The 24,982-nt window shown below is 70.7% G+C and carries 22 protein-coding genes; 13 read left to right on the top strand and 9 right to left on the bottom strand.

All coding sequences use genetic code 11. The features are described from left to right. The first annotated feature begins 460 nt into the window (after window positions 1–460). From U9J66_RS16470 to U9J66_RS16450, 5 genes are all read left to right on the top strand, one after another. The gene (locus U9J66_RS16470; RefSeq protein ID WP_326338094.1) at window positions 461–2,476 is read left to right on the top strand and encodes a hypothetical protein; all 2,016 of its coding nucleotides are present in this window, start codon (window positions 461–463) and stop codon (window positions 2,474–2,476) included. A 130-nt stretch (window positions 2,477–2,606) separates the two neighbouring features. Further along, window positions 2,607–2,957 carry a PadR family transcriptional regulator gene (locus U9J66_RS16465; RefSeq protein ID WP_014910919.1) on the top strand — a complete coding sequence of 117 codons (351 nt, stop codon included), beginning with the start codon at window positions 2,607–2,609 and terminating at the stop codon, window positions 2,955–2,957. After that, window positions 2,944–3,927, top strand: coding sequence for a permease prefix domain 1-containing protein (locus tag U9J66_RS16460; protein ID WP_326338093.1), 984 nt, complete (start codon window positions 2,944–2,946; stop codon window positions 3,925–3,927). Before U9J66_RS16465 ends, U9J66_RS16460 begins: the two co-directional genes overlap by 14 nt. Window positions 3,928–4,441: 514 nt before the next feature. After that, on the top strand, window positions 4,442–5,269 hold the full coding sequence (locus U9J66_RS16455) for a peptidoglycan recognition protein family protein (protein ID WP_326338092.1): 828 nt from the start codon (window positions 4,442–4,444) through the stop codon (window positions 5,267–5,269). 302 nt (window positions 5,270–5,571) lie between these two features. Further along, window positions 5,572–7,410: a calcineurin-like phosphoesterase family protein gene (locus U9J66_RS16450; RefSeq protein WP_326338091.1), complete on the top strand. Its 1,839-nt coding sequence runs from the start codon at window positions 5,572–5,574 to the stop codon at window positions 7,408–7,410. A gap of 156 nt (window positions 7,411–7,566) precedes the next feature. Here the strand turns inward: U9J66_RS16450 and U9J66_RS16445 are convergent, their stop codons facing one another. Both U9J66_RS16445 and U9J66_RS16440 read right to left on the bottom strand, forming a co-directional pair. Next, on the bottom strand, window positions 7,567–8,109 hold the full coding sequence (locus tag U9J66_RS16445) for a carboxymuconolactone decarboxylase family protein (protein ID WP_161110423.1): 543 nt from the start codon (window positions 8,107–8,109) through the stop codon (window positions 7,567–7,569). 58 nt (window positions 8,110–8,167) lie between these two features. Then, window positions 8,168–8,977 carry a YggS family pyridoxal phosphate-dependent enzyme gene (locus U9J66_RS16440; protein ID WP_161110422.1) on the bottom strand — a complete coding sequence of 270 codons (810 nt, stop codon included), beginning with the start codon at window positions 8,975–8,977 and terminating at the stop codon, window positions 8,168–8,170. 66 nt (window positions 8,978–9,043) lie between these two features. Between U9J66_RS16440 and U9J66_RS16435 the strand changes: the two genes are divergently transcribed. After that, window positions 9,044–10,372, top strand: a complete 1,329-nt coding sequence (locus U9J66_RS16435; RefSeq protein ID WP_326338090.1) for an aminotransferase class I/II-fold pyridoxal phosphate-dependent enzyme — start codon at window positions 9,044–9,046, stop codon at window positions 10,370–10,372. Window positions 10,373–10,388: 16 nt separating this feature from the next. Here U9J66_RS16435 and U9J66_RS16430 read toward each other — a convergent pair whose 3' ends face one another. Next, on the bottom strand, window positions 10,389–11,078 hold the full coding sequence (locus U9J66_RS16430; RefSeq protein ID WP_326338089.1) for a TetR/AcrR family transcriptional regulator: 690 nt from the start codon (window positions 11,076–11,078) through the stop codon (window positions 10,389–10,391). An 82-nt stretch (window positions 11,079–11,160) separates the two neighbouring features. On the opposite strand from U9J66_RS16430, the gene U9J66_RS16425 reads away from it, so the two are divergent. From U9J66_RS16425 to U9J66_RS16405, 5 genes are all read left to right on the top strand, one after another. Then, window positions 11,161–12,081 (top strand): alpha/beta fold hydrolase, encoded by a 921-nt coding sequence (locus U9J66_RS16425; RefSeq protein WP_326338088.1) that lies wholly within the window; start codon window positions 11,161–11,163, stop codon window positions 12,079–12,081. Between the two features lie 294 nt (window positions 12,082–12,375). Beyond that, entirely contained in the window at window positions 12,376–13,281 is a 906-nt protein-coding gene (locus U9J66_RS16420) for a TetR/AcrR family transcriptional regulator (protein WP_017533717.1), read from the top strand. An 87-nt stretch (window positions 13,282–13,368) separates the two neighbouring features. After that, the gene (locus U9J66_RS16415; protein WP_161110417.1) at window positions 13,369–14,271 is read left to right on the top strand and encodes a 3-keto-5-aminohexanoate cleavage protein; all 903 of its coding nucleotides are present in this window, start codon (window positions 13,369–13,371) and stop codon (window positions 14,269–14,271) included. A gap of 31 nt (window positions 14,272–14,302) precedes the next feature. Next, window positions 14,303–15,292 carry a 3-hydroxyacyl-CoA dehydrogenase NAD-binding domain-containing protein gene (locus U9J66_RS16410; protein ID WP_042285170.1) on the top strand — a complete coding sequence of 330 codons (990 nt, stop codon included), beginning with the start codon at window positions 14,303–14,305 and terminating at the stop codon, window positions 15,290–15,292. Further along, a complete protein-coding gene (locus tag U9J66_RS16405; RefSeq protein WP_017533720.1) occupies window positions 15,289–15,738 on the top strand; it encodes a thioesterase family protein in 450 nt (149 codons plus the stop codon). The genes U9J66_RS16410 and U9J66_RS16405 overlap by 4 nt, the downstream gene beginning before the upstream one ends. A 60-nt stretch (window positions 15,739–15,798) precedes the next feature. Here U9J66_RS16405 and U9J66_RS16400 read toward each other — a convergent pair whose 3' ends face one another. The 6 genes from U9J66_RS16400 to U9J66_RS16375 form a co-directional block, all read right to left on the bottom strand. After that, entirely contained in the window at window positions 15,799–16,296 is a 498-nt protein-coding gene (locus U9J66_RS16400) for a hypothetical protein (RefSeq protein ID WP_017533721.1), read from the bottom strand. Window positions 16,297–16,375: 79 nt separating this feature from the next. After that, window positions 16,376–17,320, bottom strand: coding sequence for a M56 family metallopeptidase (locus U9J66_RS16395; RefSeq protein ID WP_017533722.1), 945 nt, complete (start codon window positions 17,318–17,320; stop codon window positions 16,376–16,378). Continuing rightward, the gene (locus tag U9J66_RS16390; RefSeq protein ID WP_017533723.1) at window positions 17,317–17,712 is read right to left on the bottom strand and encodes a BlaI/MecI/CopY family transcriptional regulator; all 396 of its coding nucleotides are present in this window, start codon (window positions 17,710–17,712) and stop codon (window positions 17,317–17,319) included. Before U9J66_RS16390 ends, U9J66_RS16395 begins: the two co-directional genes overlap by 4 nt. Window positions 17,713–17,740: 28 nt before the next feature. Next, window positions 17,741–18,979: an outer membrane protein assembly factor BamB family protein gene (locus U9J66_RS16385; RefSeq protein WP_326338087.1), complete on the bottom strand. Its 1,239-nt coding sequence runs from the start codon at window positions 18,977–18,979 to the stop codon at window positions 17,741–17,743. Between the two features lie 2 nt (window positions 18,980–18,981). Then, the gene (locus tag U9J66_RS16380; RefSeq protein ID WP_161110410.1) at window positions 18,982–19,869 is read right to left on the bottom strand and encodes a cytochrome c biogenesis CcdA family protein; all 888 of its coding nucleotides are present in this window, start codon (window positions 19,867–19,869) and stop codon (window positions 18,982–18,984) included. 4 nt (window positions 19,870–19,873) lie between these two features. Beyond that, window positions 19,874–20,602 carry a DsbA family protein gene (locus U9J66_RS16375; RefSeq protein ID WP_326338139.1) on the bottom strand — a complete coding sequence of 243 codons (729 nt, stop codon included), beginning with the start codon at window positions 20,600–20,602 and terminating at the stop codon, window positions 19,874–19,876. A gap of 84 nt (window positions 20,603–20,686) precedes the next feature. Between U9J66_RS16375 and U9J66_RS16370 the strand changes: the two genes are divergently transcribed. Together U9J66_RS16370 and U9J66_RS16365 are read left to right on the top strand one after the other, a co-directional pair. Continuing rightward, complete coding sequence (locus U9J66_RS16370; protein WP_161110409.1) at window positions 20,687–21,136, top strand: hypothetical protein; 450 nt, start codon at window positions 20,687–20,689, stop codon at window positions 21,134–21,136. A gap of 262 nt (window positions 21,137–21,398) precedes the next feature. Further along, window positions 21,399–24,827, top strand: coding sequence for a phosphodiester glycosidase family protein (locus U9J66_RS16365; RefSeq protein ID WP_326338086.1), 3,429 nt, complete (start codon window positions 21,399–21,401; stop codon window positions 24,825–24,827). Window positions 24,828–24,982: the final 155 nt, after the last annotated feature.

Genomic DNA, 24,982 nt, shown 5'->3' with positions numbered 1-24,982 from the left:
TACTTCCAGCACATGTCGTATCACGCTTCGTGGTCGATCGTCGTGACGAAATGCGCGTGGGTGGGCACCTGGCCGGCCGGCTTTGTCGTTCCATCCCGTTCGTCCTGTTCGAGATGGGCGGCTCGTCGCCTTCGCTCGGTTATGAAACGGACGTCGTGTCTGCGTCGGGAGGGAGGATCTCGTGGGGTGGGCGAGAAATGATCCGAAAAACACGACCTAGCCTCTGAGGCGTCCCCCGAACACACGAGAACAAGAGACGGTCGGTATGACGGACGACGGTTCGAGCGGAATGGAAGACGTCGACGCCCGAAGGGTCCCGGAGGATGCGGCATCCGCGGAACGAGAACGGGAGGATCCGCTCCCTCCCCTTCGGTCTCTTCTCGCCGGGTTCGGCGTGGCGGCCCTTTTCGCGGGGTTGATCTGCCTCTTCACGGGTGTGAACCTCTCGACCCGCTCCGACATGGCCGAACTGACCGAGCGGACCCCCATCGTGGGCTTCCTTCTGGTGGTCTTCATGACCGGGGTCGTGGTGCTGGCCCCGATGGCCGCCGCCGGAATAGGGGAACGCGGGGTCAGACGGGCTCTGGCGGTCCTCTCCGCGGTCTCCGGAACGGGGCTCGTGTACGCGCTCCGGCCGCTGTGGGTGTTCGAGTACCTGCGCGACGAACGGGCGGATCATTGGGCGTACGGTCTCGGTGACCTCTGGCTCTGGATCGGCATGGTGGCCGTCACCCTGGGGTCCGTCCTCTACGCCGTGGTCCCGGTCGGAGGGAAGGGGCTCTGGCGGAGGCCTTCGTCACTGGTCGGAGCCGGGGCCGCGTCCTTGGCGGTCGTCCTGGCCATGGTGATGGTCCGACCGATCGCGGACGAGGTCGGTGCGCGGCTCATCGAGCACACCACGGCGGCTCCTCTCGAGGGCGCGGCGCCCTCCGTTCCGGAATCGGTCTCCGAGGTCGCCTGGCGGTGGACACCGGAGGACGACCTCGTTCCCGCGGGGGCGCTGGCGGTGGAGCGCGGGGTCTTCGTGCGGCTGGTGGACGGCGGTCTGCTCCTGGACGGCGAGACCGGGGAGGAGCTGTGGCGTCATCGGCGTCCCGGCCACACCCTTCGGGCCGGGGTGGGTCCGGAGGGCACGACCGTCGCCATGGCCTTCGCGCTGCCCCACGCCCATCACCTGGAGGGAGGCGTCGGGGTCGAGTTCCTCCGTCTGGACGCCGGCACCGGGGAGATCGTCGACGAACGCACCCTCGCCCCGTTCTTCGACACCGAGGCGGGGGAGGGCGTCGTCGAGGTCTACGCGGGGACGGGCGACGACGTGGACACCGACCGTCCGCTGTCGGTCGTCCCCGCCGAGTCGGGCGATGTGGAGGACCTGCCGCCGGTGCTCGCGCACATGACCGACGATCTCCTGCTCTCCGTCGGGGGTGAGGAACGGAGCGTCCCCTTCGGTTCCGAGGAGGGGTACGCGACCGCCTACGACCTGGAGACCTGGGAGACGGCGTGGACCCTCCCCGAGGAGGAGGACTGCGTCGATCGAGGGGCCGGAGAGTGGGATCGGACGGCGCTCGTGGGCGACCTGGTGCTGACCTCCCGGCTCTGCTCGATCCCTCGCGGCGAGGAGGACTGTGAGGACGAGGACGGCTGCCCGGACCGGATGGCCGTGGCCGCCTGGGAGGTCGACACCGGGCGGGAACGGTGGCGGCACGAGTGGGAGGCGGGCGAGGACGTCGAGAAGCCGCCCGCGCTCCGGGTCGCGGGGGAGAGCCGGGGGTCGATCCAGGCTCCCGCGGAGGACCGCGGGGAGGCCGGCGAGGGCGATCTCTTCTCCCACCGGGACTTCGACGACCGGGGCGACCGTGTCCTGGTGAGCCGTGCCGACACCTGGTACGAGGGTCTGTTCGTGTTGGACGCGACGACCGGGGAGGTACTGGAGGAGGAGCGGGACGTCCCCTTCACACCCCCTGAGGACGGCGATCGGCCGGACCCCTTCGCCGAGGAACCGGTGGGGTTCGACGAGGACGCCTACTACGCGAGGGTCGGGCGTCCGAACGACGGGACGGGCGTCCGCCTGGAGAGAGTGGGGTTCGGTTCCTCGGGGGAGCCCGAACGGCTGGTCGACCTGACCCATGAGAGCGATGGCTGCCTCATGACGGCGGGCTCCGCGGTCTGCGCCTACGGTCTGAGCCGGTATCGGACCTCGGACACCTCGCCCGGGGGCGGCCATGGGCCGAGGGTGGAGGTCACCGACCTCGCGGGCGGGACCGACACGATCTCCCTGTGGGGCGTCGGCGAGGAGGGGCTCGACGAGACGGGGGAGCCGTCCTTCCTGCCGGTCCCCGGGGCGCTGTTGCTCGTGCCCGGTGGGACGTTCGCGTCCCCCTGGGTCGCGGGACGGATGGGGGCGGCGGAGGAGATGGTCGTGGGAGGAGGGGAGGCCCCCGAACCGACCCGAACGCCGATCGTCGCCCTGCGCTGATCGGGGCGGCCCTCTCGAACGGGCTCCTTCGACCCCCGTCCCCGCGAGGGGCGAGGCCGAAGGAGCCCGTTCTTCTCGTTGGAGGGTGTGCCATTGACGATAGTGTGTGTCGCACACTATCGTGTGACACATGCTGGATGATGAGCGTTGGGCCGGACATGTTCAGGAGCTGAGGCGCGGCACGGTCGTGCTCGCCTGCCTGGCCATCCTCGGCCGCCCCCACTACGGCTACGCACTGCTCGAGACCCTGGAGAAGGCGGGTTTCTCGGTGGACGGCAACACGCTCTACCCGCTTCTGCGGCGCCTGGAGAAACAGGGGCTGTTGACCAGCGAGTGGAACACCGACGAGGCCCGACCGCGCAAGTTCTACAAGGTCGGTCCGGACGGTGAGGAACTGCGCGACGCGCTGATGGGGGAGTGGCGTGCCCTCGACGGCTCGATTCGAGCTCTCATGGAAGAGGACCCCGATGGACGACCGTAAGACCGAGACCACCCTGACCGACCGTTACGTCTGGACCGTCACACGCCACCTTGGGGCGGAGGCCGGTCCCGACGTGGCCCGGGAACTGCGCGCCTCCATCCGGGACCGTGTGGAGGCCGGGATCGAGGCGGGGAACGACCCCGCGACGGCGGAGCGTGAGGCGCTCACCGAACTCGGCGACCCCGAGACGCTCGCCCGCGAGTACGGAGAGCTCCCCCGTCACCTGATCGGGCCCGCGCTGTATCCCGACTACGTGCGACTGCTGAGAGCGCTGCTCGCGATCCTGGCCCCGCTCGCCCTGGCCCTGTTGTTCGTCGACCGATTCGAGTCCGGCGCCGGTGGTCTCGGCGAGATCGGCATCGAGGCGGCCGTCGTCCTGGTGACGGTGACGGTGCACGTCGCCTTCTGGACGACCCTGGTGTTCGCGGTCATCGAGCGGGTGCGCCCCGCCGACCGGCGTGACCTGCCCCTGACCGCCTGGGACCCCGACCGGTTGGACGTCGACGTTCCCGGCGGGCGGGTCGGCCTGCCGGGGACCGTCGCCCGTGTGGCCCTCGAGGCCGCCATGATCGCCCTCCTCGTCTGGCAGTTCTCCGGTGTCTCCGACCCCGGTTCCCAGATCCAGGTCCTGGACCCCGGGCTCGGTCTGGCCTGGAAGGTCCTGCTCATCGGGACCTTGGCGGCCGGGGCCGTCACCGCCCTGGCGGCCTGGCGGGTCGGTCGGTGGACCTCGGGGCTCTCGGTGATCGATGTCCTGGTCACCGCCACCGGCGCGCTGGTGACCGTGTACCTGCTGATCCAGGACCGGTTGATCGTCTCCGACCTGTCCGAGCGTCTCTCCGAGGTGTTCGGCGGCACGATCGACCTGACGATCTCGAACGACCTCCTCGCCGCCCTGGTGATCGTCATCGCGGTCTGGGACATCGCGGACCGCCTGCGCGGTCACCGTCGGGACACGACCAAGGTCTGACCCGTCGGTCCTTCCGCTCGCGAACGGACGGCCCGGCGCGCCCCTCGACCCCGGGGGCGCGCCGGGCCGCGGGCGTGTGCCCCGGCTTCGACGGACCGTCTTCTTTCGAGGAACGGATTTACCGTTCCGAACGGTACGCGGTCTTTTTTCTCGAAGGTGCGACCCATGGGCATTCGCGGCACGGGTTTCGGAATCGGTGGAGAACGGCGCGTGTCCTGAGTGTGGAGTCCGAATTACGGATTGATCCGGGATTCGGATCTCTGGAGAGGAAAGGTCCCATCTTTCCCCTTCGAGGGAGGGTGGGATGAATCGTTACAGGTGGTGAGGGGTGATCCTCCCCTTCTTTCGATTTTCTCCTATACAACAAGGGGAACCGTTTTCCCATGGGGGTGACCGGTTCATTCTCTGACCGGAATCGGCCATGGAAATCCGGGCCACCACCCTTTGCGCGCCGTGCGGGGTCCATGTTCTTTTATGACTGGCAAGTAACCCCGCGAGCCACGAAGGATCCCCCATGACCGAGAACCCCGGATCGGGTCTGGACCGACGCGCCATCCTGCGCGGAGCCGCCATCGCCTCGGGCGCCGTCGCGCTCGGCGCGTTCGGAGCCACGAACGCCTCGGCCCAGCCCGTCGACGCCACCGACGTCGCACGGATCGCACAACCCGAGCTGTACTGGCGCGGCGCCTGGAACGCCCGCCCGCCGAGCGGCCCGATCCAGGTGCTGGCCGCCCCGCCCCGCTACATCGTGGTCCACCACACCGCGACGGCCAACAGCACCAACTACACGCTGGACCACGCCCTGGCCCTGTCCAAGTCGATCCAGAACTACCACATGGACTCCAACGGCTGGATCGACACGGGGCAGCAGCTCACCATCAGCCGCGGCGGCCACCTCATGGAGGGCCGCGATCGCACGCCGGAGTCCATCGCCGCCCGGCAGCACGTCGTCGGCGCCCACGTGGCCAATAACAACAACACCTGCATCGGCATCGAGAACGAGGGCACCTACACGAGCGCGAGCCCCACCCAGGCCCTGACGAACACCCTGGTGCAGACCCTGGCGTGGCTGTGCGGCGCCTACGGCCTCAACCCGCAGAGCGCCATCCTGGGGCACCGGGACTTCAACGCCACGGCCTGCCCCGGAGACGTCCTCTACTCGATGCTCCCCGACCTGCGCAACAGGGTCGCCCAGACCATGCTGGCCCACGACATCCCGATCGCCGCCGCCCGGCACGAGCCGGACGAGAACGGCCCGACCTATCCGGCCGTCCCGGACAACGAGCCGGAGCGCGAGTTCTACCACGGCCCGACCAGGGGAGAGGACGACTTCTCCCGGTAGAGCGGAGGCGGAGGAGGACGTACCCCCGTTCCACGTTCTCCCCTCACCTCTCGACGGCGGTGCCCACCATCCCCCGGTGGGCACCGCCCTTTCGCGTGTCACACGGGCCCCGCTCGACCACCAGACGTCACCGGACGGTGTCCGAGCGTTGGTCGACGCCTGGGGTCGTGTTCAGCCCCGTCGACGAGGGTTGCCTACCGACGGTCCCCCCGGCCGGCGATACCCCCGTATCGGAGGCGATCCCCATGCCAACGACACACTCACGACACACGCGGACGTGGAACCCCCCGCGCCCTCGCACGATGATCGTCGCGGCCCTGGCCGTGACCCTCGCGGGCTCCGTGACGACGGTGCTCGCTCCGGCCGCGGCGGCCCCGACCAAGGACTCGGAGGAGTCCGTCTACCGAGGTCAGGTCGAGGTCGTCCGCGACGCCGACGGCTCCACCGACGACTCGACCCTCACCGGTCGGGTGTTCGTCGACGAGAACCGGGACGGCACCGGTGACGAGGACGAGACCGGCCTGGCCGACGTCATGGTCACCAACGGCCGCGACGTGACGCTCACCGACGACGAGGGCCGTTACAGCCTGCCCGTGTTCGACAACATGACCGTGTCGATCACCCAGCCGTCGGGCTACCAGGTGCCCCTGGACGAGTACAACATCCCCCAGTTCCACTACAACCACCTTCCCGAGGGCTCTCCCGACCTGCGCTACGGCGGGATCGAGCCGACCGGCCCGCTACCGGCCGAGCTCAACTTCCCCGTCGTCGAGAGTGAGGAGACCGCGAAGGCCGAACAGAACTGCGTCATCGCCGGCGACCTCCAGACCTACGATGAGGAGGAGATCGAGTACGCCCGGGCCGGGGCCATCAAGGACCTGTCCGAGCGCGACGACTACGCCGGCTGCGGCACGCTGTTCGTGGGCGACATCGTCGGCGACGATCTGTCCCTCTACCCCGCGATCAAGGAGCTGGTCGGAGAGACCAACGGGCCGGCCCGCTTCCTGCCCGGCAACCACGACCTCGATTTCGACGCTCCGAGCGCCGAGCACTCCTTCGACACCTTCCGCGCTCAACTCGCCCCGGCGTACTACTCCTACGACGTCGGCGACGTGCACGTGATCGCGCTGAACACCGTCGACTATCCGTGCGTGGCCGCCGACGACAGCCCCGAGGGCATCGAGGACCACTGCTCCGACCCGGAGGGCAGCCCCTCCTACAACGGTCGGATCGGCGACGACCAGCTGGCGTGGCTCGAAAGCGACCTGGAGAACGTCGACCCCGACAAGCTGGTCGTCGTGGCCGGCCACATCGCCCTGCTCAACTACGCCGACGAGGGCTCGGCGGTGCACCAGGTCGACCAGGTCGCCCGCGTGCACGAACTGCTGGAGGGCCGCGAGGCGGTGTCCGTGGCCGGTCACAGCCACAGCATCGAGAACATGAGGACCGGTGACGACGTCGAGGGCTGGCGCGACCTCTTCGGTATCGAGGGGCTGCCCTTCCCGCACATCACCGTGGGCGCGATCTCCGGCGACTGGTACTCCGGCGAGGTCGGTGAGGAGGGCTACCCGACGGCGATCGGTCGTGACGGCGGCCGTCCCGGCGTGGTGACGCTCGACATCGAGGGGTCTGACTTCCAGGAGCGCTACACCGTCACGGGTGAGTCCGACGACGTGCAGACGCAACTGGGCATCAACAGTCCGACCTACCGCGCGTGGTTCGACGAGCGTCGGGAGTGGAACGACGACCCCGTGGGCGAGGCCCCCGAGTTGGACGCGCCCCTGGTGCTGGACCGGGACGACCTGGCCGACGGCAGCTGGCTGACCACCAACTTCTTCCTCGGCTCCACCGGGTCGACGGTGGAGGTGTCCATCGACGGCGGGCCCGTCGAGGAGGCGGTGCGCACCCAGCGGATGGAGGGCGAGGCCGTCAACGTCGGTGTCGAGTACTCCGACCCGTACGCGGTCGCCCAACAGCTGGTCCACGGCGGCAGCCTCGCCGACCGGACGATGCACCTGTGGCGCTTCGACCTGGACGAGGATCTCGACCTCGGTGAGCACACCGCCGAGGTCACCGCGACCGACCCCTACGGTCGCGCGTTCACCGACACCCTGGTCTTCGAGGTCGTCGACGAACGTTAGTCGCCCACCTGGGAGAGGGGCCGCCACCATCGGGGTGGCGGCCCCTCGTCGCGTCCACGGTGTGCGGGGGAGGGGACCGGCCGCCCGGAGCGGCTCGACCGGTCCCGCCCCCGTCCGATCCCGCGCCGACCGAGGCCGGGCCGGCGCGGGCCGGTTCTACGCCCCCGTCAGCGGGACCCGATCGAAGTCCACGGGCACGTCGAGGGCGACGTTGACGTAGTTGGTGAAGAGGTTCAGGGCCACGTGGGCGATGGTCTCGACGATCTCCTCCTGGGTCAGACCGGCCTCGCGGGCGTCGGAGATCACCTCGGCCTCGACCTGTCCACGGTGGTCGACGAGCGCGGTGGCCAGGGCGAGGATCGCCGCGGTCCTGGGGTCGTGGGAGGTACCCTTCTGCGCCTGGGCGAGCTCTTCGGCGGTGACCCCGGCCTTCCGGCCCAGCAGGGTGTGGGCGGACAGGCAGTAGTCGCAACGGTTGCGGTCGGCCACGGCGACGGCGATCTGCTCGCCGATCCTCGCTCCCAGTACCCCTTCGCCCAGAGCGCCGAAGAAGCCCCACATACCGGCGAGCGCGGCGGGCGAGTTCGCGACGGCCTTGAACATGTTGGGGACGACGCCGAAGGTCTCGTGGATGCGGGCGAAGCGTTCGGCGCTCTCGCCTCGGACGTCCTTGTTGTGGACGAGGTCGACACGGGACATGGGGATCACTCCTTGTTCTGCGGATGGTGGCGGGGGGTACCGGAATCGGGCGGGGCCCTCACGAGGGAGGGGCCTCCCCCCGGCCGGTGGTCTTCTCGGGCCAGTAGAGGGAGTCGGGGGTGGCGCGGGCGCCGAAGATCGCCTGGCCGACGCGTACGCAGGTCGCGCCCTCCTCGACGGCCACCTCGTAGTCGCCCGACATGCCCATGGACAGCTCACCCGGGCCGATGAGGTCCGGGTCGACCTCCCGTGCGCGATCGCGCAACGTGCGCAGGAGCGAGAAGCAGGCGCGCACCCGGTCGACGTCCGTGTCGAGGACCGCCAGGGTCATCAGTCCGCGCACGCGCAGGGAGGAGTAGCGCGGGAGCGCGGCCAGGAACGCGGGGAGCTCCTCGGGAGGCAGCCCGAACTTGGAGTCCTCGGCGGAGGTGTTCACCTGCACGTGGACGTCGAGTCCGCGGCCGGCGGCCTGGAGCCGGCGGTCCAGGGCCTCGGCGACGCGCAGACCGTCCAGTGCCTGGAACTCGGAGGCGAAGGCGGCGACATCGCGCGCCTTGTTCCGCTGAAGGTGGCCGATGATCGACCACCTCACGTCGAGGTCGGCCAGGGCGCGCCGTTTGCGGTCGGCCTCCTGGACCTTGTTCTCCCCGAACTCGCGGCATCCGGCTCGCGCCGCCGTGCGAAGGCGTTCCTCCGGCACGGTCTTGCCGACCGGGAGGAGACGGATCCGCGTCGCGTCCCGTCCGGAACGCTCGGCCGCCGCGGCGATGCGTTCGCGCACGGTGGCGAGGTTGCGCGCGAAGTCGTCGACCGTGCGCGCCGTCGGATAGCGCCCCTCCGCCTCGGCGGACCTGTCAGTCTTTGGCATAGGCCAAAAGTAACATAGTCATAGGACAAAGCGAAGTGGGGGTCGAAAGTGATAGGAGGTACATCGATGGACACTGAGATCACAGGGAGAACAGCGAGCGAGATCGCGGCCGACGTGCGCCGTCTCGTCGACAGCGGTGAGCTCACGGCGGGAGACTCCCTGCCCCCCGTACGGCACCTGGCCGAACGGCTGGAGGTGAACCGCAACACCGTCATGGCCGCCTACCGCCTGCTCGTCCGGGCCGGGGTGGCGGTCACCCGAGGCCGGGCCGGCACCTCGATCGTCGACCCCGAACCGATCCCCGAGGAGGGGTTCTCCCGGGACACGACCCTCCACGACCTGGGCAGCGGCAACCCCGACCCGGCGCGCCTTCCCGACCCGGCCCCGGTTCTGGCCACCCTGGCGAACGAGCCGGTGCTGTACGGGGAGCCGGTGATCGACCCCGCCCTCGCGGAGTGGGCCGCACGATGGATCTCCGAGGACCGTCCGGGCCCCTTCCGCCTCTCCGTGACGGGCGGGGCCGTCGACGCGGTGGAGCGCCTCCTCGCCCAGGCCCTGACCCATGGGGACGCGGTCGCGCTGGAGGACCCCTGCTTCCTGACCAGCATCCACACCGTTCGCACGGCCGGATACCGGACCGTCCCCGTGCCGGTCGACGGTGAGGGGATGACCGTCGACGGGCTACGGGCCGCCCTCGACGCCGGGGTCCGCGCCGTGGTGTGCACGCCCCGGGCCCACAACCCCACGGGGGTGGGCCTCGGCGCGGCCCGAGCCGAGGAACTGCGGGCCGTCCTGGCCGACCACCCCTACGTGCTGGTGATCGAGGACGACCACTTCTCCCTGCTGTCCCGTGCGCCCTATCGGACTCTCATCGGCCCCGGACACGCCCGTTGGGCGCTGGTCAGATCGGTGTCGAAGTTCCTCGGCCCCGACCTGCGCCTGGCACTGGTGGCCTCCGACCCCGAGGTCGCCACGAGGCTCGGATCACGGCTGAGTCCGGGCACCATGTGGGTCAGCCACCTGCTCCAGCGTCTGGCCGGCGGGCTGTTGACCGACCCGGAGGCCCGGCGGGTCATCACAGAGGCGCGCGACCACTACGCGCGCCGTAACGACGCCTTCGTCGCCCTGTCGGCCGAGCACGGTGTCACCGCCCACGCCGCGGACGGGCTGAACGTGTGGGTGGACGTGCGGGGCGACGCGCGTCGGGCCGCACGGCGGCTCATGCGCCGAGGATGGCTGGCCCGTCCGGGGGACGACTTCTCCCTGAGCGGGGAGGGGGCGGCGGTCCGGTACCTGCGGATGACCGTGCACGACCTCACCGATGAGCGTGCCCTGGCGCTCGTCCGGGATCTGGCGGAGACGATCACCGATCCGGACGCCCGGACGTCCCCCTGAGCGGGGGGAGACGTGTTCAGGGGAGTTCGATGAGGCCGGTGAGTACTCGGCGCACCATCCGTTCGAACAACACGTGGGTGTCCTGAGAGGTCTCGGTGCCGGGGCTCGCGGCCAGTGCCGCCGCGATGAGCGGGTGGCGTTCCTCGGTCGCGGTGGCCAGGTAGGACGTGCGAGCGCGCCCGGGGCCGTCGGGCGTGTTCCGGCGCTGGAGTTCGGTGCGCGCGAACAGCGTCACCAGCCCGTTCACCAGGCCGATGATCTCCAGGCGGGACGCCTGGGGCAGTGAGGTCGGTTCCAGGGCGCGGAGGGCATGCTCCAGGTAGTCCATGCCGCGAGGTCCCACGGTGGGCTCCGTCGGCAGGTCGAGCAGCCACGGGTGGCGCAGGTGGACCTCCTTGGCCCGGCCGGCCAGGGCGGCCAGGTCCTCGACCGGGTCGCCGCTCATCGGCGCGTCGAGGTCGATCTCCCCGGTGACGGCGTCGGCCATGAGGTCGAGGAGGTCGTCCCGGGCGGAGATGTAGCGGTACAGCGAGGCGGGGCCGGTGCCCAGTCTTCGGGCGACCTGTCGCATCGACACGGCGGCGAGGCCGCCCTCGTCGGCCAGTTCGATCGCGGCGGCGGTGAGCTGTTCGCGGCTGCGCTCCGGCGCGGGGCCCCGCGCGCCCCGTTCGGGACGGCTCCATACGCTCGTCGGTCCCTCGGCCATCGGCCCCCCTGTTCCCCTTGCCACGACGGTCCCCTATCCTAATACTGAGAACAGTGATCGCAGTATTGAAGGGAGAGCGACCATGGACCGACGAACGTGGAGTCCCGTCCGGTGGGCCCGGAACGGCGAGGTTCGACTGGCCTTCGACACCTGGGGGGAGGAGAACGGAGGAGACCCGATCCTGCTCATCATGGGTATGGGCATCAACCGGCAGTGGTGGCCGGACGACCTGTGCCGAGCGCTGGCCGAACAGGGTTTCTCCGTCGCCCGTTACGACAACCGCGACTCCGGTGAATCGACGTACCTGCCGCCCGTCAGGACCCGCAAACCCTTCACCGCCCTGATGAGGCGCCGCGGCGACGCCTACACGGCCGAGGACATGGCCGACGACGCCATCGCGGTCATGGACGAGCTCGGATGGGGGTCGGCGCACGTCTTCGGGATCTCCCTCGGCGGGGCCATCGCGCAACGCGTCGCCATCGGACACCCGGATCGGGTCCGCACCCTGACCTCGATGGCCGCGGTCCCCGCCGACGTGTCGGGCCCGGGGCTGCTGCGCTACATCAACCTCTTCTCCATGGCCCGGCTCGTTCGCTGGAACCACCCCGCCACCAGGGAGGGGGCGATCCAGGGGAGCCTCGACATCGCCCGGTTCTGCGCCTCCTCCCGGCGCCCCTTCGACGAGGAGGAGGCGCGCGAGAGGGCCGAACGCCTCGTCGACCACGGCAGCCGTGACAACCTCGCGCACAGTCGGCAGATCGGCGCCCAGTGGCACGGGCCGGGGATCGACGCCATCACGGTGCCCACACTGGTGATCCACGGCCAGGACGATCCGCTGATCCGGCCGCGCGCGGCCGCCGACATCGCCTCCAGGGTGCCCGGGGCCCGACCGGTCGTCCTGCCCGGGGTCGGCCACGACGTTCCGGGGTTCGCGCGTCGGCCCGTCGCCGAACTGATCCGGGGCCTGGCCGACGAGGCGCCCGCCTCCTCCGGTTCCCGCTGACCCTCGGGGCGGGTCGGGAGCCCCCTCTCCCACCCCGGGGGGACGGGCGGTGTGGCCGTCGTCCTTTCCGGGAACGATGACGAGAGCCGGGGAGGGATCGGCCGCGTTCGTGTTGCGATCTACTGATCGGTCAGTCGTACCGAAGGCCGCGACGACCCTGCCCCTTCTTCACCTGAATTCCCCATTCACCTGCGAAGACATGGGTCTCTTCGCGTTCGCTCGGGCGCCGTGTCTCCGTGCCCGATCGCAACGGAACATTGCGAAAATCGCCATGGCGTTGTTACGTTCACTCTCGTGAGCGATGACGCGACCGACGACGTGCGCGGTAGGGCCCGAGAGGCGATCCGCCGATCCGGACTCTCCCAGAGACGGTTCGCGGAGCGACTCGGCATCGACCCCAGCAAACTCTCCAAGTCCCTGACCGGGACCCGACGCTTCACCGCCCGGGAACTGGCCGGGATCGCCGACGAGACCGGGGTGACCGTCAACTGGCTGCTCAACGGCCAGGACGACGCCGAGACGGTCTCGGTGCCGCCCCGTGACTCCTCGGCCGTGCGACCGCCGCCCCCGGGCCTCGCGGACCGGCCCACGGCCGCCAAGGAGCACAACCGCCGGTTGCAGATCATCGAGGCCGCGTGGACGCTCATCGCCGAGCACGGATACCACTCGGTCCGCGTCGCCCAGGTGGCCCGCGCCTGCGGAACCTCCAGCGCCACCGTCCACTACCACTTCCCGACCCTGAACGACCTCCTCGTGGAGGCCCTGCGCCACTCGGTCAAGCAGGCCTTCGACCGGCAGGTCGCCGGTCTGCACACCATCGAGGACCCGTACGAGCGGCTGCTCCGGCTCATCGAACTGCAACTGCCCGCCTCCGAACGGCTGCGCCTCGAATGGTCGGTCTGGCTCCAGATCTGGACGGCCGCCGCGCTCGACCCCCGGATGCGCGCGCTGCACGCCGATTCCTACCGGCGCTGGCACGAGACCATCGCCCTCACCCTGAGCGAAGGGCGAGAGCGCGGGGTCTTCGGCGACTTCGACGTCGAGGAGACCACCCGGCGTCTCACCGCCCTCATCGACGGACTGGGCATCCAGGTCCTGACCGGGATGCCCGGCCGGTCCGTCGACCACATGCGCGCCACCCTGCGCTCGGTCATCGATCAGGACCTCCTGGCCGACCGCATGCCCCGCACCTCCTCCTGACCCCTCGGGCCCGTACCCCGACCGGTCTCGGACCTGACCCGACCCTGCCCCGCCACCCATGTCCCCGCGAAGAGACGGAGCCTCGCCATGAGCGACACCATGAACCTCAAACCCATCCTGACCTGCGCACTCACCGGTGCCGGCGACACCGTAGGCCGGAGCGAGCACGTTCCGGTGACCCCGAAGCAGATCGCCGCCTCCGCGGTCGAGGCCGCCGAGGCCGGCGCCAGCGCGGTGCACATCCACGTCCGGGACCCCGAGACCGGCGCCCCCTCGCGCGACAACGCCCTCTACCGGGAGGTCGTCGACCGCATCCGCCAGACCGGCGTCGACATCGTCATCAACCTCACCGCCGGCATGGGCGGCGACCTGGTGATCGGTCAGGACGACCCGCTCCTCTTCGAGGAGGGCACCGACCTCGTCAACGGGCTGGACCGACTGCCCCACGTCGAGGAGCTGCTGCCCGACATCTGCACCCTGGACTGCGGCAGCCTCAACTTCGGCGACGGCAGCCAGGTCTACATCTCCACCCCGGACATGCTGCGCGCCGGCGCCAAGCGCATCCAGGAGCTGGGCGTCCGTCCGGAGCTGGAGATCTTCGACACCGGCCAGCTGTGGTTCGCCAAGACCATGCACGCCGAGGGCCTCATCGACGACCCGACCATGTTCCAGCTCTGCACGGGCATCCCCTACGGGGCCCCGGCCGACCCGGGCGTCCTCATGTCGATGGTGAACATGCTCCCCGAGGGCGCGCAGTGGGCGAGCTTCTCCATCGGTCGCGGGCAGATGCCCTGGGTGGCGCAGTCGGTGCTGCTCGGCGGGCACGCCCGGGTGGGTCTGGAGGACAACCTCTACCTCAGCCGCGGGGTGAAGGCCACCAACGGGCAGCTCACCGAGAAGGCCGTGAACATCATCGAGCAGCTCGGCGCCCGGGTCGCCACCCCCGACGAGACCCGCGCGATGCTCGAGCTGCGCAGCGCCGCCTCCTGACCCCCGCACCGCCCACTCCTTGAGGAGCACCATGACAGAGAACGCGAGAGTCGCCCCCGAGGCCGTGCGCACGGTCGCCTGTATCGGAGCGGGCGTCATCGGAGGCGGCTGGGTCGCCCACTTCCTGGGCCGCGGCTACCGGGTGGTCGCCTGGGACCCGGCGCCGAACGCCGAGGAACGCCTGCGCGACCTGGTCTCCGCCGCCTGGCCCGCCCTGGAGAGCCTCGGCTTGGCCGAAGGCGCCTCCATGGAGAACCTGAGCGTCGCCGCCACCCTGGCCGAGGCGGTCGCCGACGCCGACTTCGTCCAGGAGAGCGCGCCCGAGCGCCTCGACCTGAAGATCGACCTGTTGGCCGAGATCGACGCCGCCACCCCCGAGGGCGTGGTCATCGGCTCCTCCACCTCCGGCTACAGCATGAGCGAGATGCAGGGGAGCGCCCGGACACCCGAGCGGCTGGTGGTCGGCCACCCGTTCAACCCGCCCTACCTCGTCCCCCTGGTCGAGGTCGTCGGCGGCGAGCGGACCGAACGGTGGGCCGTGGACTGGGCCTGCGACTTCTACCGGATCGCCGGCAAGTCGGTGATCGGCATGGACCGCGAGCTCCCCGGCTTCATCGGCAACCGGATCCAGGAGGCCGCCTGGCGCGAGGCGCTGCACATGGTCGCCGAGGGCGAGGCCACCGTCGAGCAGATCGACCTGGCGATGACCAGCGGGCCCGGACTGCGCTGGGCCTTCTTCGGCCCCTGCCTGACCTTCCACCTGGCCGGGGGAGAGGGCGGCATGGCGCACATGCTCGACCACTTCGGCCCTTCGTTGAAGTCGCCGTGGACCCGCCTCGAGGCCCCCGAGCTCACCACCGAGCTGCGCGACCGCATGGTGGCGGGCACCGACGAGGTCGTGGCGGGGCGTTCCACCGCCGAGCTGATCGCCCAGCGCGACCGTCGCCTCATCGCCGTGGCCCGCGCCCTCGAAGAGGTCGAACGCGCGGAGGCCGCCGAGCGGGCGGAGGGGACCGCGTGAGCGCGCCCCTCGTCCAGCGGCTCCTCCCTGAGTGGATCGACTACAACGGCCATCTCAGCGAGGCGTACTACGTCCTGATCTTCGGTTTCGCGACCGACGCCCTGATGGACCGGATCGGCCTGGACGCCGCCTACCGCGAACGCACGGGATGTTCGCTGTACACGGTCGAGGCGCACGTCCGGTACCTGAGGGAGGTCGCCGCCGACGCCGAGGTCGAGGTCCACACCCGGGTGATCGACCCGGGCACCGCCGGTCCCGGACTCAAGAAGGCGCGGATCTGCCACGAGATGTGGGTCGGTGACGTCCTGGCGGCCACCGAGGAGCTCATGACGCTCCACGTCGATCAGGGGGAGGGGCGTACGGTGCCCTTCCCCGATGAGGTCGCCGATCGGATCAGGGCCCTCGCCGAGCCCGCCCCCGACTACGCGGGACGCGCCATCGGCTGAGGCACGGGAGGGCGCCGCCGTGGTCGCGCCACGGCGGCACCCTCCTCCGGCCCGAACGCCTCAGACCCGGGGGTCGGGGGTCTCCGTCGAGGCACCGGGGGCCCAGGACTCCGCCTCGGTCAGGGCGGCGATGACGACGGGAACGTCGATGGCGACCACGGCCAGCCGCCATTTCAGGGCACCCGAGCGGAGATCGAGGATGCACGAACCGGCGAGGCCGTATTCCCGTGGTCGGAGGAGCCTGGGAGCCCTGAGCCCGAGGATCTCGATGGGGGAGGGGATCGGGATGGGCTCCGCGTAGCTCCGGAACGGTCGATACCGGCGCCAGGTGAGCGGCTCGGCGGCCCCGAAGCGCATGATGAGCAGGCCCTGCCGGTAGCGGTGTTCGGCCTCCAGATGGGCGACGGCCCTCAACGGAAGGCCCGCGCGGAGGTCGCGCAGGTCCTGGGCGGCGGCCTCCGGGTTCCCGCCTTGGATCCCCCACCACCACTGCCGGGGGTCGCGGATGACGTCGGGTATGGCTCTCGTGCCCGCGGTGTTGCGCGCCTGGGGGATCACGGGGCGCCCTTCTCTCGATGTTCCGTTTTCGAGAGAGTCTACGAAGACCCCCGCGAGGCCGGGTACGCCCGACGTGGTCTCAACCGACGCATTCGCAGTGGGGCAGGGCCACGTTGAGGACCACGGCCGCCACCGCCAACACCAGGGGCGCGGCCGTCGACACCACGGCCAGAAGGGTGAGGGCGGCACCGGCCGGAGGTTCGTTCGGGGCTATCTGGCGCCGAACACGGCGCACAGGGCAGGCACCGCCGATGGACAGGGTCGGGTCCGGAGCCCCTTCCGGAGCCGCCATCCTGCCCAGGGCGTGTGCCAGCGCGTTGGGGCTCACCTCCCGGGCCGCGTGGTCGTCCGCGACCCACTCGACCAGTTCGGAGATCTCCACGGAGGCCGCGGCGAGAAGGGGCACCCCGGGAAAGGCGCGGTCCAGCAGTCGTGCCCAAGCGGTCAGGAGGTGGTGGCGTCCTCGCAGGTGGGCGCGCTCATGGGCCAGGACGGCCTGGAGCTCTCGCCGGGTGAGGCGCTCCAGACCGCCGACACTGACCACGATGTCCTCTCCCCGCCCCGGGAGACAGTAGGCGCGTGGTCGGGGGTCGCGCACCAGCCAGAAGTCCTCGCGGTCGATCGTGCGCCTGCTCGCCTGGGAGAGGAGCCAGCGCCGATGCCGGATCAACCAGTGGTTCCGTTTCCGACGTCGGCGCACGGCCACCCAGCCCAACCGGGTCAGGGCGAGAGCGGAGGTGCCCGCGATCACGATCAGACCCGCCCCGGCGTCGTTGGCGTCGATCGCCTGTACCAGGTTCAGGCAGGCGGCGATCAGCGCCTTCACCCCAGGGCCCATGACCTGGCTCGCCAGGGCGCCCGCGAGGACCACGCAGGTCGACGCCCAGGAGGCGATGCCCAGACACCAGAGACCGAGCATGACCCGGGGCGAGGCCCTGTGCCGGTGGTGGAAGGCCCGGAGGAACCGATGCCCGTACAGACTCCAGGCGATCAGCCCGACCACGGCGAGCAGGGACCAGGTCATGCGTCCTCGTCTCGGGGGACGTCGGCGAGCAGTTCACGGAGAACGTCGAGGTCGTTCGGGTCCATACGGTCGACGAACAGCAGAAGCGCCTCGCGGGCGTCCCCGCTGTCGTCCAGGGCACCCCGCATACGGTCGGCGGCGAGGGAGTTGCGGTCCCTCATAGGGCGGTAGAACCACAGCCGTCCGACGCGTTCACGCTCCACCCATCCCTTGCGGCGCAGGTTCTCCAGAACGGTGGAGATCGTGGTGTAGGCGGGGTCCCGGCCGCTCAGCGACTCGATCACCTCGCGCACGCTGAGCGGCTCTCGGGATCGCCACAGGGCGGACATGACCTCGGATTCCAAGGATCCGAGTCCGGGGATCGGGTTGGCGTTCATCGGTGTCGAGCCCATCGTCCTCGAAGTGGTGGTCCATGGTCGATCATCGTGTTCGATCGGTGGCCAGGGCGGTGAACACCCGGGTCCGATCGGTGGTCTCCACACCCATGATGGCCGGACCGTCCTCGAGGGCGGCCACGGGAGGTTCCCTCGCGTCCCGCCACCTCTCCCCGGCCTCACCCGTTCTCACGTCGAGGGCCCGGTAAGAGCCTTCGCCCGCGAGATACAGAGTGGAGGCCACCAGGGCCCGCGGTCGTTCGTCATCTTCCACTCGCCCCAGCCGAACGGGTGCCTCTCCCGCGTCGTCGAGCCTGAACGCGTACCGGCTCTCGGGTTCGTCGACGGGGGCGGCGACGACCACCGTCCGTCCCCGCCCGGCGTCCAAGAGCACGGGGGCCCGGGACTCCGCGAGCGTGAGCAGGAGGTGCCCCGTGGCAAGGTCGTGCACCGAGTATCCCAGGATCCCCTCGGCCTCCGACGTCCACTCGAGGGCCACGGCCGCGGTGGTCCCGTCGGTGGGACGGGGGCCGGGGCCGACGCGGACCCCCGGTTCCTCCCAGAGGGGAGGTATCTCCAGGTCGGTGTGCTCCCACAGGGTACCGCCGGTGGAGTCGATCGTCCGGAGGGTGTCCACGCTCCGGGTCAGGACCATGCCGCGGTACTCGTGCAGGGGTGTCTCCCCCCGTTCCTCGTCCGCGATCACCGAGCCGGTCGCCGGGTCGAGCGCGACCTTGGGGCCGGTGCGGTCGCTCATGACGCTGCCCTGCACGGCCGCGAAGATCAGCCCCGGCCCCACCAGGGTGCCCGGAACGTCCACGGGGCCCCATACGCGCCCGCCGTCGTCGGGGTCGAAGGCCGAGGCCGTGGTCACGGTGGCGAGAAGACCTCCCTCGGGGTCCTTCTCCTTGTCGAGCAGGACCACCGGTTCCGAGCCGTCCCGAGGGTCGTGGGCGATGGCGAACCCGGTGCACTCCGGGTCGCGTTCGGCCGCCCACCTGGTCCGGCCCTCGGCGTCGACGGCCAGGAACCGGAGCCGTTCGCCCGCCGACCCCTGGGCCACGCCGATGAACATCGACCCGGCGGCCTTGGGTTCGGAGGTGAACGGCGCCGTCCACAGGGGCTCTCCCCGGAGCGGCGGGGGAGGGGAGACGGAGACCTCGGGCGGGGGAAGGGCCGGATCGTCCACGAGCCGCACGGCGGCGTCCTCCGTACCGGGCGGCGCGCACGCGCCCACCAGCAGCGTCACCGCCAAGACCACCGCGCGGCCCGCGTTCGAGGGCACGATCACTCCCCTTCCGAGGTCTCGCGCGCGCTCGGGTCGCGGTCCGTCGTCCTGGCGTCGTCGGAGGCGCTCGCGCCGCCGCGCCGGGCGAACAACGCCAGTGCGCCGAGCAGGACCGCCACCAGGACCAGAGCGATGACGTCGGTCGTGCTCCCCAGCCGGGACAGAGGTTCCTGAGCCCGGTAGGCGACCTCCTCCAACCACCGCATCCCCGGAAGGCCGCTCATGGACGCGGTGCCGTCGAAGACCAGGAAGATCACCCCGACCCCGATGAACAGGGCGCCGCTCAGCACGGCCGTGGTGTGCGTGGTCAACGGACCCACGCGCAGGGAACGGCCGCGCAACCAGCGACGGCGTCCCAGGTCGAACCGGTCCCATCCCAGGGCCAGGAGGAACATGGGAAGGACCATGCCCAGGGCGTAGGCGGCCATCAACAGCATGCCGCGCGCCGGGGTCCCGGTGGCCGCGACGGTCAGCACCGCCCCCAGGATCGGTCCGGAGCAGAAGCCGGCCAGACCGTAGACCGCCCCGAGCCCGAGGACCGACAGACGTCCGCGCCCCGAGGCGAAACGCGACTGGGCCCGGGCCAGAGGACCCCAGGTGTAGCCCCACCCCAGGATCTGGATGATTCCGAAGGCGATGATGACGCCGCCGGCGATGCCGATGAGCGTCTCCCTGTGCCCGTAGAACAGGACGCTGACCATGGCCGATCCCGCCCCGAGCGGGATCAGGGTCAGGCACAGGCCGATGTAGAAGATGCCGGTGTGGAGCAGCAGGTGCCCCGGGTTCCGGAAGGCGTAGGCGAAGAACGAGGGCAGCAGCAGGGCGCTGCACGGGCTGAACAGGGCCAGGACCCCGCCCGCCGTCGCCGCCAGGAGACCGATGTCCATGGGTTCACCCCTCCGCGGCGTTCAGGGCGGACTCGATGCTCTCGACGAACACCGGCAGCGGCTGGGCCCCCATCACGGGGTCCCCGTTGACGATGAAGGCCGGGGTGCCGGAGACACCGATCCGTTGGCCTTCGAGGAAGTCGGCGTCGACCCTGGCCGGCAGGCTCTCGTCGTCCAGGGCCTTCTCGAAACGCTCCGGGTCCAGGCCGCTCTCCTCGACGAGCTCTCGGAGGAGCGCGTCGGGGTCCGAGGACGACTTCAGTTCCTCCTGGTGCGCGAAGACCGTCTCCTGGTACTCCCAGAAGGCGTCCTGTTCGGCGGCGGCCAGAGCGCCGAGGGAGAGCTCGCGGGACAGATCGCCCAGGTAGGGGAACTCGCGCCATTCGATGCGCAGGTCCCCGGAGTCGACGTAGCGTTCGACCAGTTCGGGTTGGGTCTCCCGGGCCCAGGTCGCGCAGAAGGGGCAGGCGAAGTCCGAGTAGGCCACCATCACCACGGGCGCGTCGGCGGCCCCCATGGCGCCGGGGTCCTCGGGCTCGCGCCTGGCCAGGGTCTCTCCCCACGCTCGCTGTTCCTCGCCGGAGCCCCCCGAGACCTGGACGTCGGAGGCGTCCCCCTCGGAGTCCCCGTCCTCCAGGGCGATGCCGATGGTCACCGCCAGGACGAGGGCGAGCAGTACGGCCCCGGCCACGATCAGGGGCATGTTGGAGCGGCTCTTGGTCCGGCTCGACATGGGCACCTTCTTTCTATCTTGCATAGAGAGTATTCTATGGAGGATAGAAAATGCTGCCGAGGTGTTCGAGGAAGAGGGGGACGTATGCGCTCATGGGGGCGTCGAGAGTGGACCGTCGCGGCGATCGGAACGGCCGCGACCCTGCTGCTCCTAGGGGTTCCGGCCGTCCTCGTTCCGAACGGGCTGTTCTCCAGGGAGGTCGATCCGACGTGGTGGTCCTATCCGGTGTGGGCGGCGGCCTCGGTCCTGACCGGCCTGGTGGCGGCGACCTACGTCCGCGGCGCGGCGGGATCGGCGACGGAGGACGTCGATCGAGGCCGGGGCAAGGGGATCGTCGGGGCCGCCCTGGCCTGGTTCGCGATCGGCTGTCCGGTCTGCAACAAGCTCGTGCTCCTGGCGTTGGGCGCCAACGGGGCCATGACCTGGTTCGCGCCGCTCCAACCTCTGCTCGCGGTCGCGGGCCTGGCGCTCTCCGCGTGGGCGCTCGCCTCCCGCTTGCGCGCCGCCGAGTCCTGTCCGCTGCCCACGCCCTGAACCGTTCGCTCCACGTCGCGCGTGATCGGATTCCTCATGACCAATGGGCTGTCCCCAGGTGAAATGTGGAGAGGGGAGGGGACCTTCCTCACCTCCTTCGCGCACCTCGCGTGCGGCGCGTATCCGCAGGTCGAGAGCTCACGTGCACGATTCCGGCTCGGGAGCCGCGCGGAAATCGGGGATCCTTCACCTCCTACACAACCGCCCGGTCGGCTGATAGAAGTTCACGCGTAAGGCTCCCCCAGCCGCCCGGAGGCTTCCCATGAAACGCCGGTGGTCGATCCGTTCACGCGCGAGTGCGGTCGTGGCCGCGGGTTGCGCCTTGATCCTCACCCTCCCCCCGGCCGTCGGTACGGCCGCCGCGGACGACGATCCACGCGACCACACCGCCTTCAGCGAGAACGTCGAGGTCCCCCCGGAGGGCTCGGTGGCCCGGGACGACGCTCCCGCCCCTCGATTGGAGACGTTCGAGTCCGAACGTCCGGTCGCCCCCGGCGTCACCCTGAGATCGTTCGACTCCTACGGGCCGGACGGCTACACCGGGAACCCCACCTGGTTGCAGGGCGACCTGCTGACCACCGACCTCACCGGCGGCGTCGGCGTCGACTACCTGTTCCCCGGCCGGGTGACCGACCGCGAACCCCTGAGCGCCCAGGCCGACCGCGTCGGCGCGGTCGCCGCGGTGAACGGCGACTTCTTCGACATCAACGCCTCCGGAGCCCCGCAGGGGGTGGCGGTGCGCGACGGCGAGCTGATCCAGTCCCCGATGCCCGGCGAGTACGCCGGCTCCTCGGTGATCTTCACCCCGGACGGACTCGGCTCCATCGGCGAGGTGTTCTTCGAGGGCACCGTCGACCTGCCGACCGGAGAGACGCCGTCTCTGGACGCGATCAACAAACCGGCGCTGGGCGTCGGCGAGATCGCCGCGTTCACCCCGCTATGGGGCGACCACTGCCGCTGCCGGGCGGTCGAAGGCGCCGCGGAGACACTGGAGGTGGTGGTCGCCGACGGCGTCGTCACCGAGATCGTGGACCGACCGCGAGAAGGGGAGATCCCCGACGACACCTTCGTCCTGGTCGGCCGTGAGGACGGTGCGACCGCCCTCTCCGATCTGGCCGTGGGCGACGCGGTCGGCATCGACTACGAGGCCCGGGCCGCCGAGGACCAGGAGATCCACGCCGCCCTCAACGGCCGTCAGATGCTCGTCGTCGACGGCGAGGTCCAGCGGGCCTCCGAAGGTAACAACACCCCGGGCGCCCCGCGCACGGCGATCGGGTTCTCCGAGGACGGCTCGCGGATGTACCTGCTCAGCGTCGACGGCCGCCAGCCCTCCTTCTCCGAAGGCGTGGGCCTCGACGAGCTGGGCGAGATGATGGTCGATGCCGGCGCGCACACCGCGCTCAACCTCGACGGGGGCGGGTCGACCACCATGGTCGCGAGGACCCCCGGCTCGGAGCGGGTACGGGTCGAGAACCGCCCCTCGGACGGCGCGGAACGACTCGTCCCCAACGGACTCGCGCTGTTCGCCCCCGAGGGCAGTGGACGACTCGACGGTTTCTGGGTCGAGACGCGGATCGAACCCGAACGCGCCGCGGCCTCCGGCTACGTCGCCCCGAGCCGCCCCGACCGGGTCTTCCCCGGACTGACCCGCACGCTCACCGCGTTCGGTCACGACGAGACCTTCGGCCCGGCCGAGGGCGTTCCGAACTGGCGCTCCGACGACGGCCGGGTCGGTCTGGTGGACCGCGAGGGCGTGTTCACCGCCCACGCGACCGGTACCGCCACCGTCACCGCGAGTAAACTGCGCGCCAGAGGCGAGATCGAGCTGACCGTTCTGGGCGACCTCGCCCGGATCGAGACCACCCCCGAACGGGTCGGACTGGCCGACGCCGACGCGTCCACCGTGGTCGAGGTGACCGGCTACGACGCCCAGGGGTTCGCCGCGCCGATCGAACCGGCCGACGTCGAGCTGTCCGTCGACGAGAGCGTCGCCCGGGTCTCGGTGACCGAGGACGGACGATTCGAGATCACCGCCGCCACCGACAGCGGTTCCACCCTCGCCGCGGTCCGGGTCGGCGACGTCGAGACGACCATGGCGATCACCGTCGGACTGGAGGAGGTCGTCGTCGCCGACTTCGAGGACGCCGCCGACTGGACCTACTTCGGCGAACGCGCCGACGGGGACGTCACGGTCGCCGAGGGCCGGGGCGGCAAGGCGGTGGGCCTGACCTACGACTTCACCACCTCGACCGGGACCCGCACCGGAGGCGCCCTGCCGCCCGGCGGGCGACTGGAGATCCCCGGACAGCCGCAGGAACTGCGCGCCCAGGTGCGTACCGAGGGGAACGGAGAGTGGGCCAGCCTCCAGGTCTGGGACGGCGCCGGCCAACTGTTGCCCGCCCTGCGCGCCGGATACCTCGACGAGGAGGGGTGGCGGGAGTTGGTCTTCGAGGTCCCGCCGGGCACGCAGTACCCGCTGTCGCTGCGGCGCCTCTACTTCGCCGAGACCGAACCGGACGCGAGCTACCGGGGCGAGGTGATCCTCGACGAACTGACGGCGATGGTGCCGCCCCCGATCGACGTGCCGCCCACCGAACCGGTCGTCGACCCCGTGGTGGCCTCCGGAACGGCCGTGGCCGACCAGGACTGGCGGTTCGCCGTCCTGTCCGACGCGCAGTTCGTCGCCCGCGACCCCGACAGCGAGATCGTCGCCTACACCCGGCGGGCGCTCCGAGAGATCCGCGACAGCGACGCCGAGTTCCTCATCATCAACGGAGACCTCGTCGACGAGGCCGCGCCGGAGGACTTCGCCCTGGCCCGGACCATCCTCGACGAGGAGTTGGAGGGTGAGCTCCCCTACTACTACGTTCCGGGCAACCACGAGGTGTCCGAGGGCACTCTGGACAACTTCCGGGAGGCCTTCGGGGAGCCCCACCAGGTGGTCGACCACCACGGCACCAGGTTCATCCTCCTGAACACGGCTCGGCTCTCGTACCGGTCCAGCGACTGGTCACAACTGCCCCTGCTGCGCGAGGAGCTCGACTCCGCGGCCGAGGACCCCTCCGTGACCTCGGTCGTCGTCGCCCAGCACGTGCCCTTCCGCGACCCGTCCCCCTCCAGGGCGAGCGAACTGGCGGACCGCAAGGAGGCCACCACCGTCGAGAACTGGCTGGCCGACTTCCAGGCCGACAGCGGCAAGGGCGCGGCGTTCATCGGAGCGCACGCGGGCACGTTCCACGCCGACCGGGTGGACGGGGTGCCCTACGTCATCAACGGCAACGCCGGCAAGAACCCCTCGACCGGCCCCGCCGACGGCGGCTTCACCGGCTGGTCCCTGTGGGGGATCGACACCGACGGCGCCGCCTCGCGGGACTGGGTGCGGACCGAACTGCGTCCTCACGTGGACGGTCTGGAACTCGACGCCCCGGCCTCGGTCGCGGTGGGCGAACAGGCCGATATCACCGCCACGGTGGACAACGACGGGAGCGCGGTCCCGGTCGCCTACCCGGTGAGCGCGGACTGGTCCGGTTCCGACGACGTCCACATCGGCCCGGCCGACGAGGCCGGGGAGGAGCACGCCGCATCCTTCGACCCGGCGACGGGCCGGTTCGACGCCTTGAGGGCGGCCACCGTCGACCTCTCCGTCACCGTGAACGGCGTCACCGAGCGGGTCACCATCGACCTGACCTGAGGCCCCGACCCGCCCCGGGCCCTCCGGTGACCCCACCGGAGGGCACGGGCCCTCGTAGAGAAGGGCCCGCCACCGACCCCGCGACGGTGACGGGCCCTTCCGTACCCACCTCGACCGAGGTGGGAGCCAGGGGTGTGAGGCGGGGCCGGCCGGGG

Source organism: Nocardiopsis sp. LDBS1602, from assembly GCF_035818715.1.
In the GTDB taxonomy this organism is placed as follows: Bacteria; Actinomycetota; Actinomycetes; order Streptosporangiales; family Streptosporangiaceae; genus Nocardiopsis; species Nocardiopsis alba.
The sequence above is the reverse complement of the archived record's forward strand: the minus strand, read 5'-3'. Positions and strand labels throughout refer to the sequence as shown.

What these genes read in the sequence shown, in the direction of transcription:
- U9J66_RS16410 (WP_042285170.1), top strand. Translation starts at nt 14,303, where the DNA reads ATGACAGAGAACGCGAGAGTCGCCCCCGAGGCCGTGCGCACGGTCGCC.
- U9J66_RS16380 (WP_161110410.1), bottom strand. Translation starts at nt 19,869, where the DNA reads ATGGACATCGGTCTCCTGGCGGCGACGGCGGGCGGGGTCCTGGCCCTG.
- U9J66_RS16460 (WP_326338093.1), top strand. Translation starts at nt 2,944, where the DNA reads ATGGACGACCGTAAGACCGAGACCACCCTGACCGACCGTTACGTCTGG.
- U9J66_RS16425 (WP_326338088.1), top strand. Translation starts at nt 11,161, where the DNA reads ATGGACCGACGAACGTGGAGTCCCGTCCGGTGGGCCCGGAACGGCGAG.
- U9J66_RS16455 (WP_326338092.1), top strand. Translation starts at nt 4,442, where the DNA reads ATGACCGAGAACCCCGGATCGGGTCTGGACCGACGCGCCATCCTGCGC.
- U9J66_RS16430 (WP_326338089.1), bottom strand. Translation starts at nt 11,078, where the DNA reads ATGGCCGAGGGACCGACGAGCGTATGGAGCCGTCCCGAACGGGGCGCG.
- U9J66_RS16390 (WP_017533723.1), bottom strand. Translation starts at nt 17,712, where the DNA reads ATGGGCTCGACACCGATGAACGCCAACCCGATCCCCGGACTCGGATCC.
- U9J66_RS16370 (WP_161110409.1), top strand. Translation starts at nt 20,687, where the DNA reads ATGCGCTCATGGGGGCGTCGAGAGTGGACCGTCGCGGCGATCGGAACG.
- U9J66_RS16470 (WP_326338094.1), top strand. Translation starts at nt 461, where the DNA reads ATGGCCGAACTGACCGAGCGGACCCCCATCGTGGGCTTCCTTCTGGTG.
- U9J66_RS16435 (WP_326338090.1), top strand. Translation starts at nt 9,044, where the DNA reads ATGGACACTGAGATCACAGGGAGAACAGCGAGCGAGATCGCGGCCGAC.
- U9J66_RS16365 (WP_326338086.1), top strand. Translation starts at nt 21,399, where the DNA reads ATGAAACGCCGGTGGTCGATCCGTTCACGCGCGAGTGCGGTCGTGGCC.
- U9J66_RS16445 (WP_161110423.1), bottom strand. Translation starts at nt 8,109, where the DNA reads ATGTCCCGTGTCGACCTCGTCCACAACAAGGACGTCCGAGGCGAGAGC.
- U9J66_RS16375 (WP_326338139.1), bottom strand. Translation starts at nt 20,602, where the DNA reads ATGTCGAGCCGGACCAAGAGCCGCTCCAACATGCCCCTGATCGTGGCC.
- U9J66_RS16440 (WP_161110422.1), bottom strand. Translation starts at nt 8,977, where the DNA reads ATGCCAAAGACTGACAGGTCCGCCGAGGCGGAGGGGCGCTATCCGACG.
- U9J66_RS16465 (WP_014910919.1), top strand. Translation starts at nt 2,607, where the DNA reads ATGCTGGATGATGAGCGTTGGGCCGGACATGTTCAGGAGCTGAGGCGC.
- U9J66_RS16395 (WP_017533722.1), bottom strand. Translation starts at nt 17,320, where the DNA reads ATGACCTGGTCCCTGCTCGCCGTGGTCGGGCTGATCGCCTGGAGTCTG.
- U9J66_RS16450 (WP_326338091.1), top strand. Translation starts at nt 5,572, where the DNA reads ATGATCGTCGCGGCCCTGGCCGTGACCCTCGCGGGCTCCGTGACGACG.
- U9J66_RS16415 (WP_161110417.1), top strand. Translation starts at nt 13,369, where the DNA reads ATGAGCGACACCATGAACCTCAAACCCATCCTGACCTGCGCACTCACC.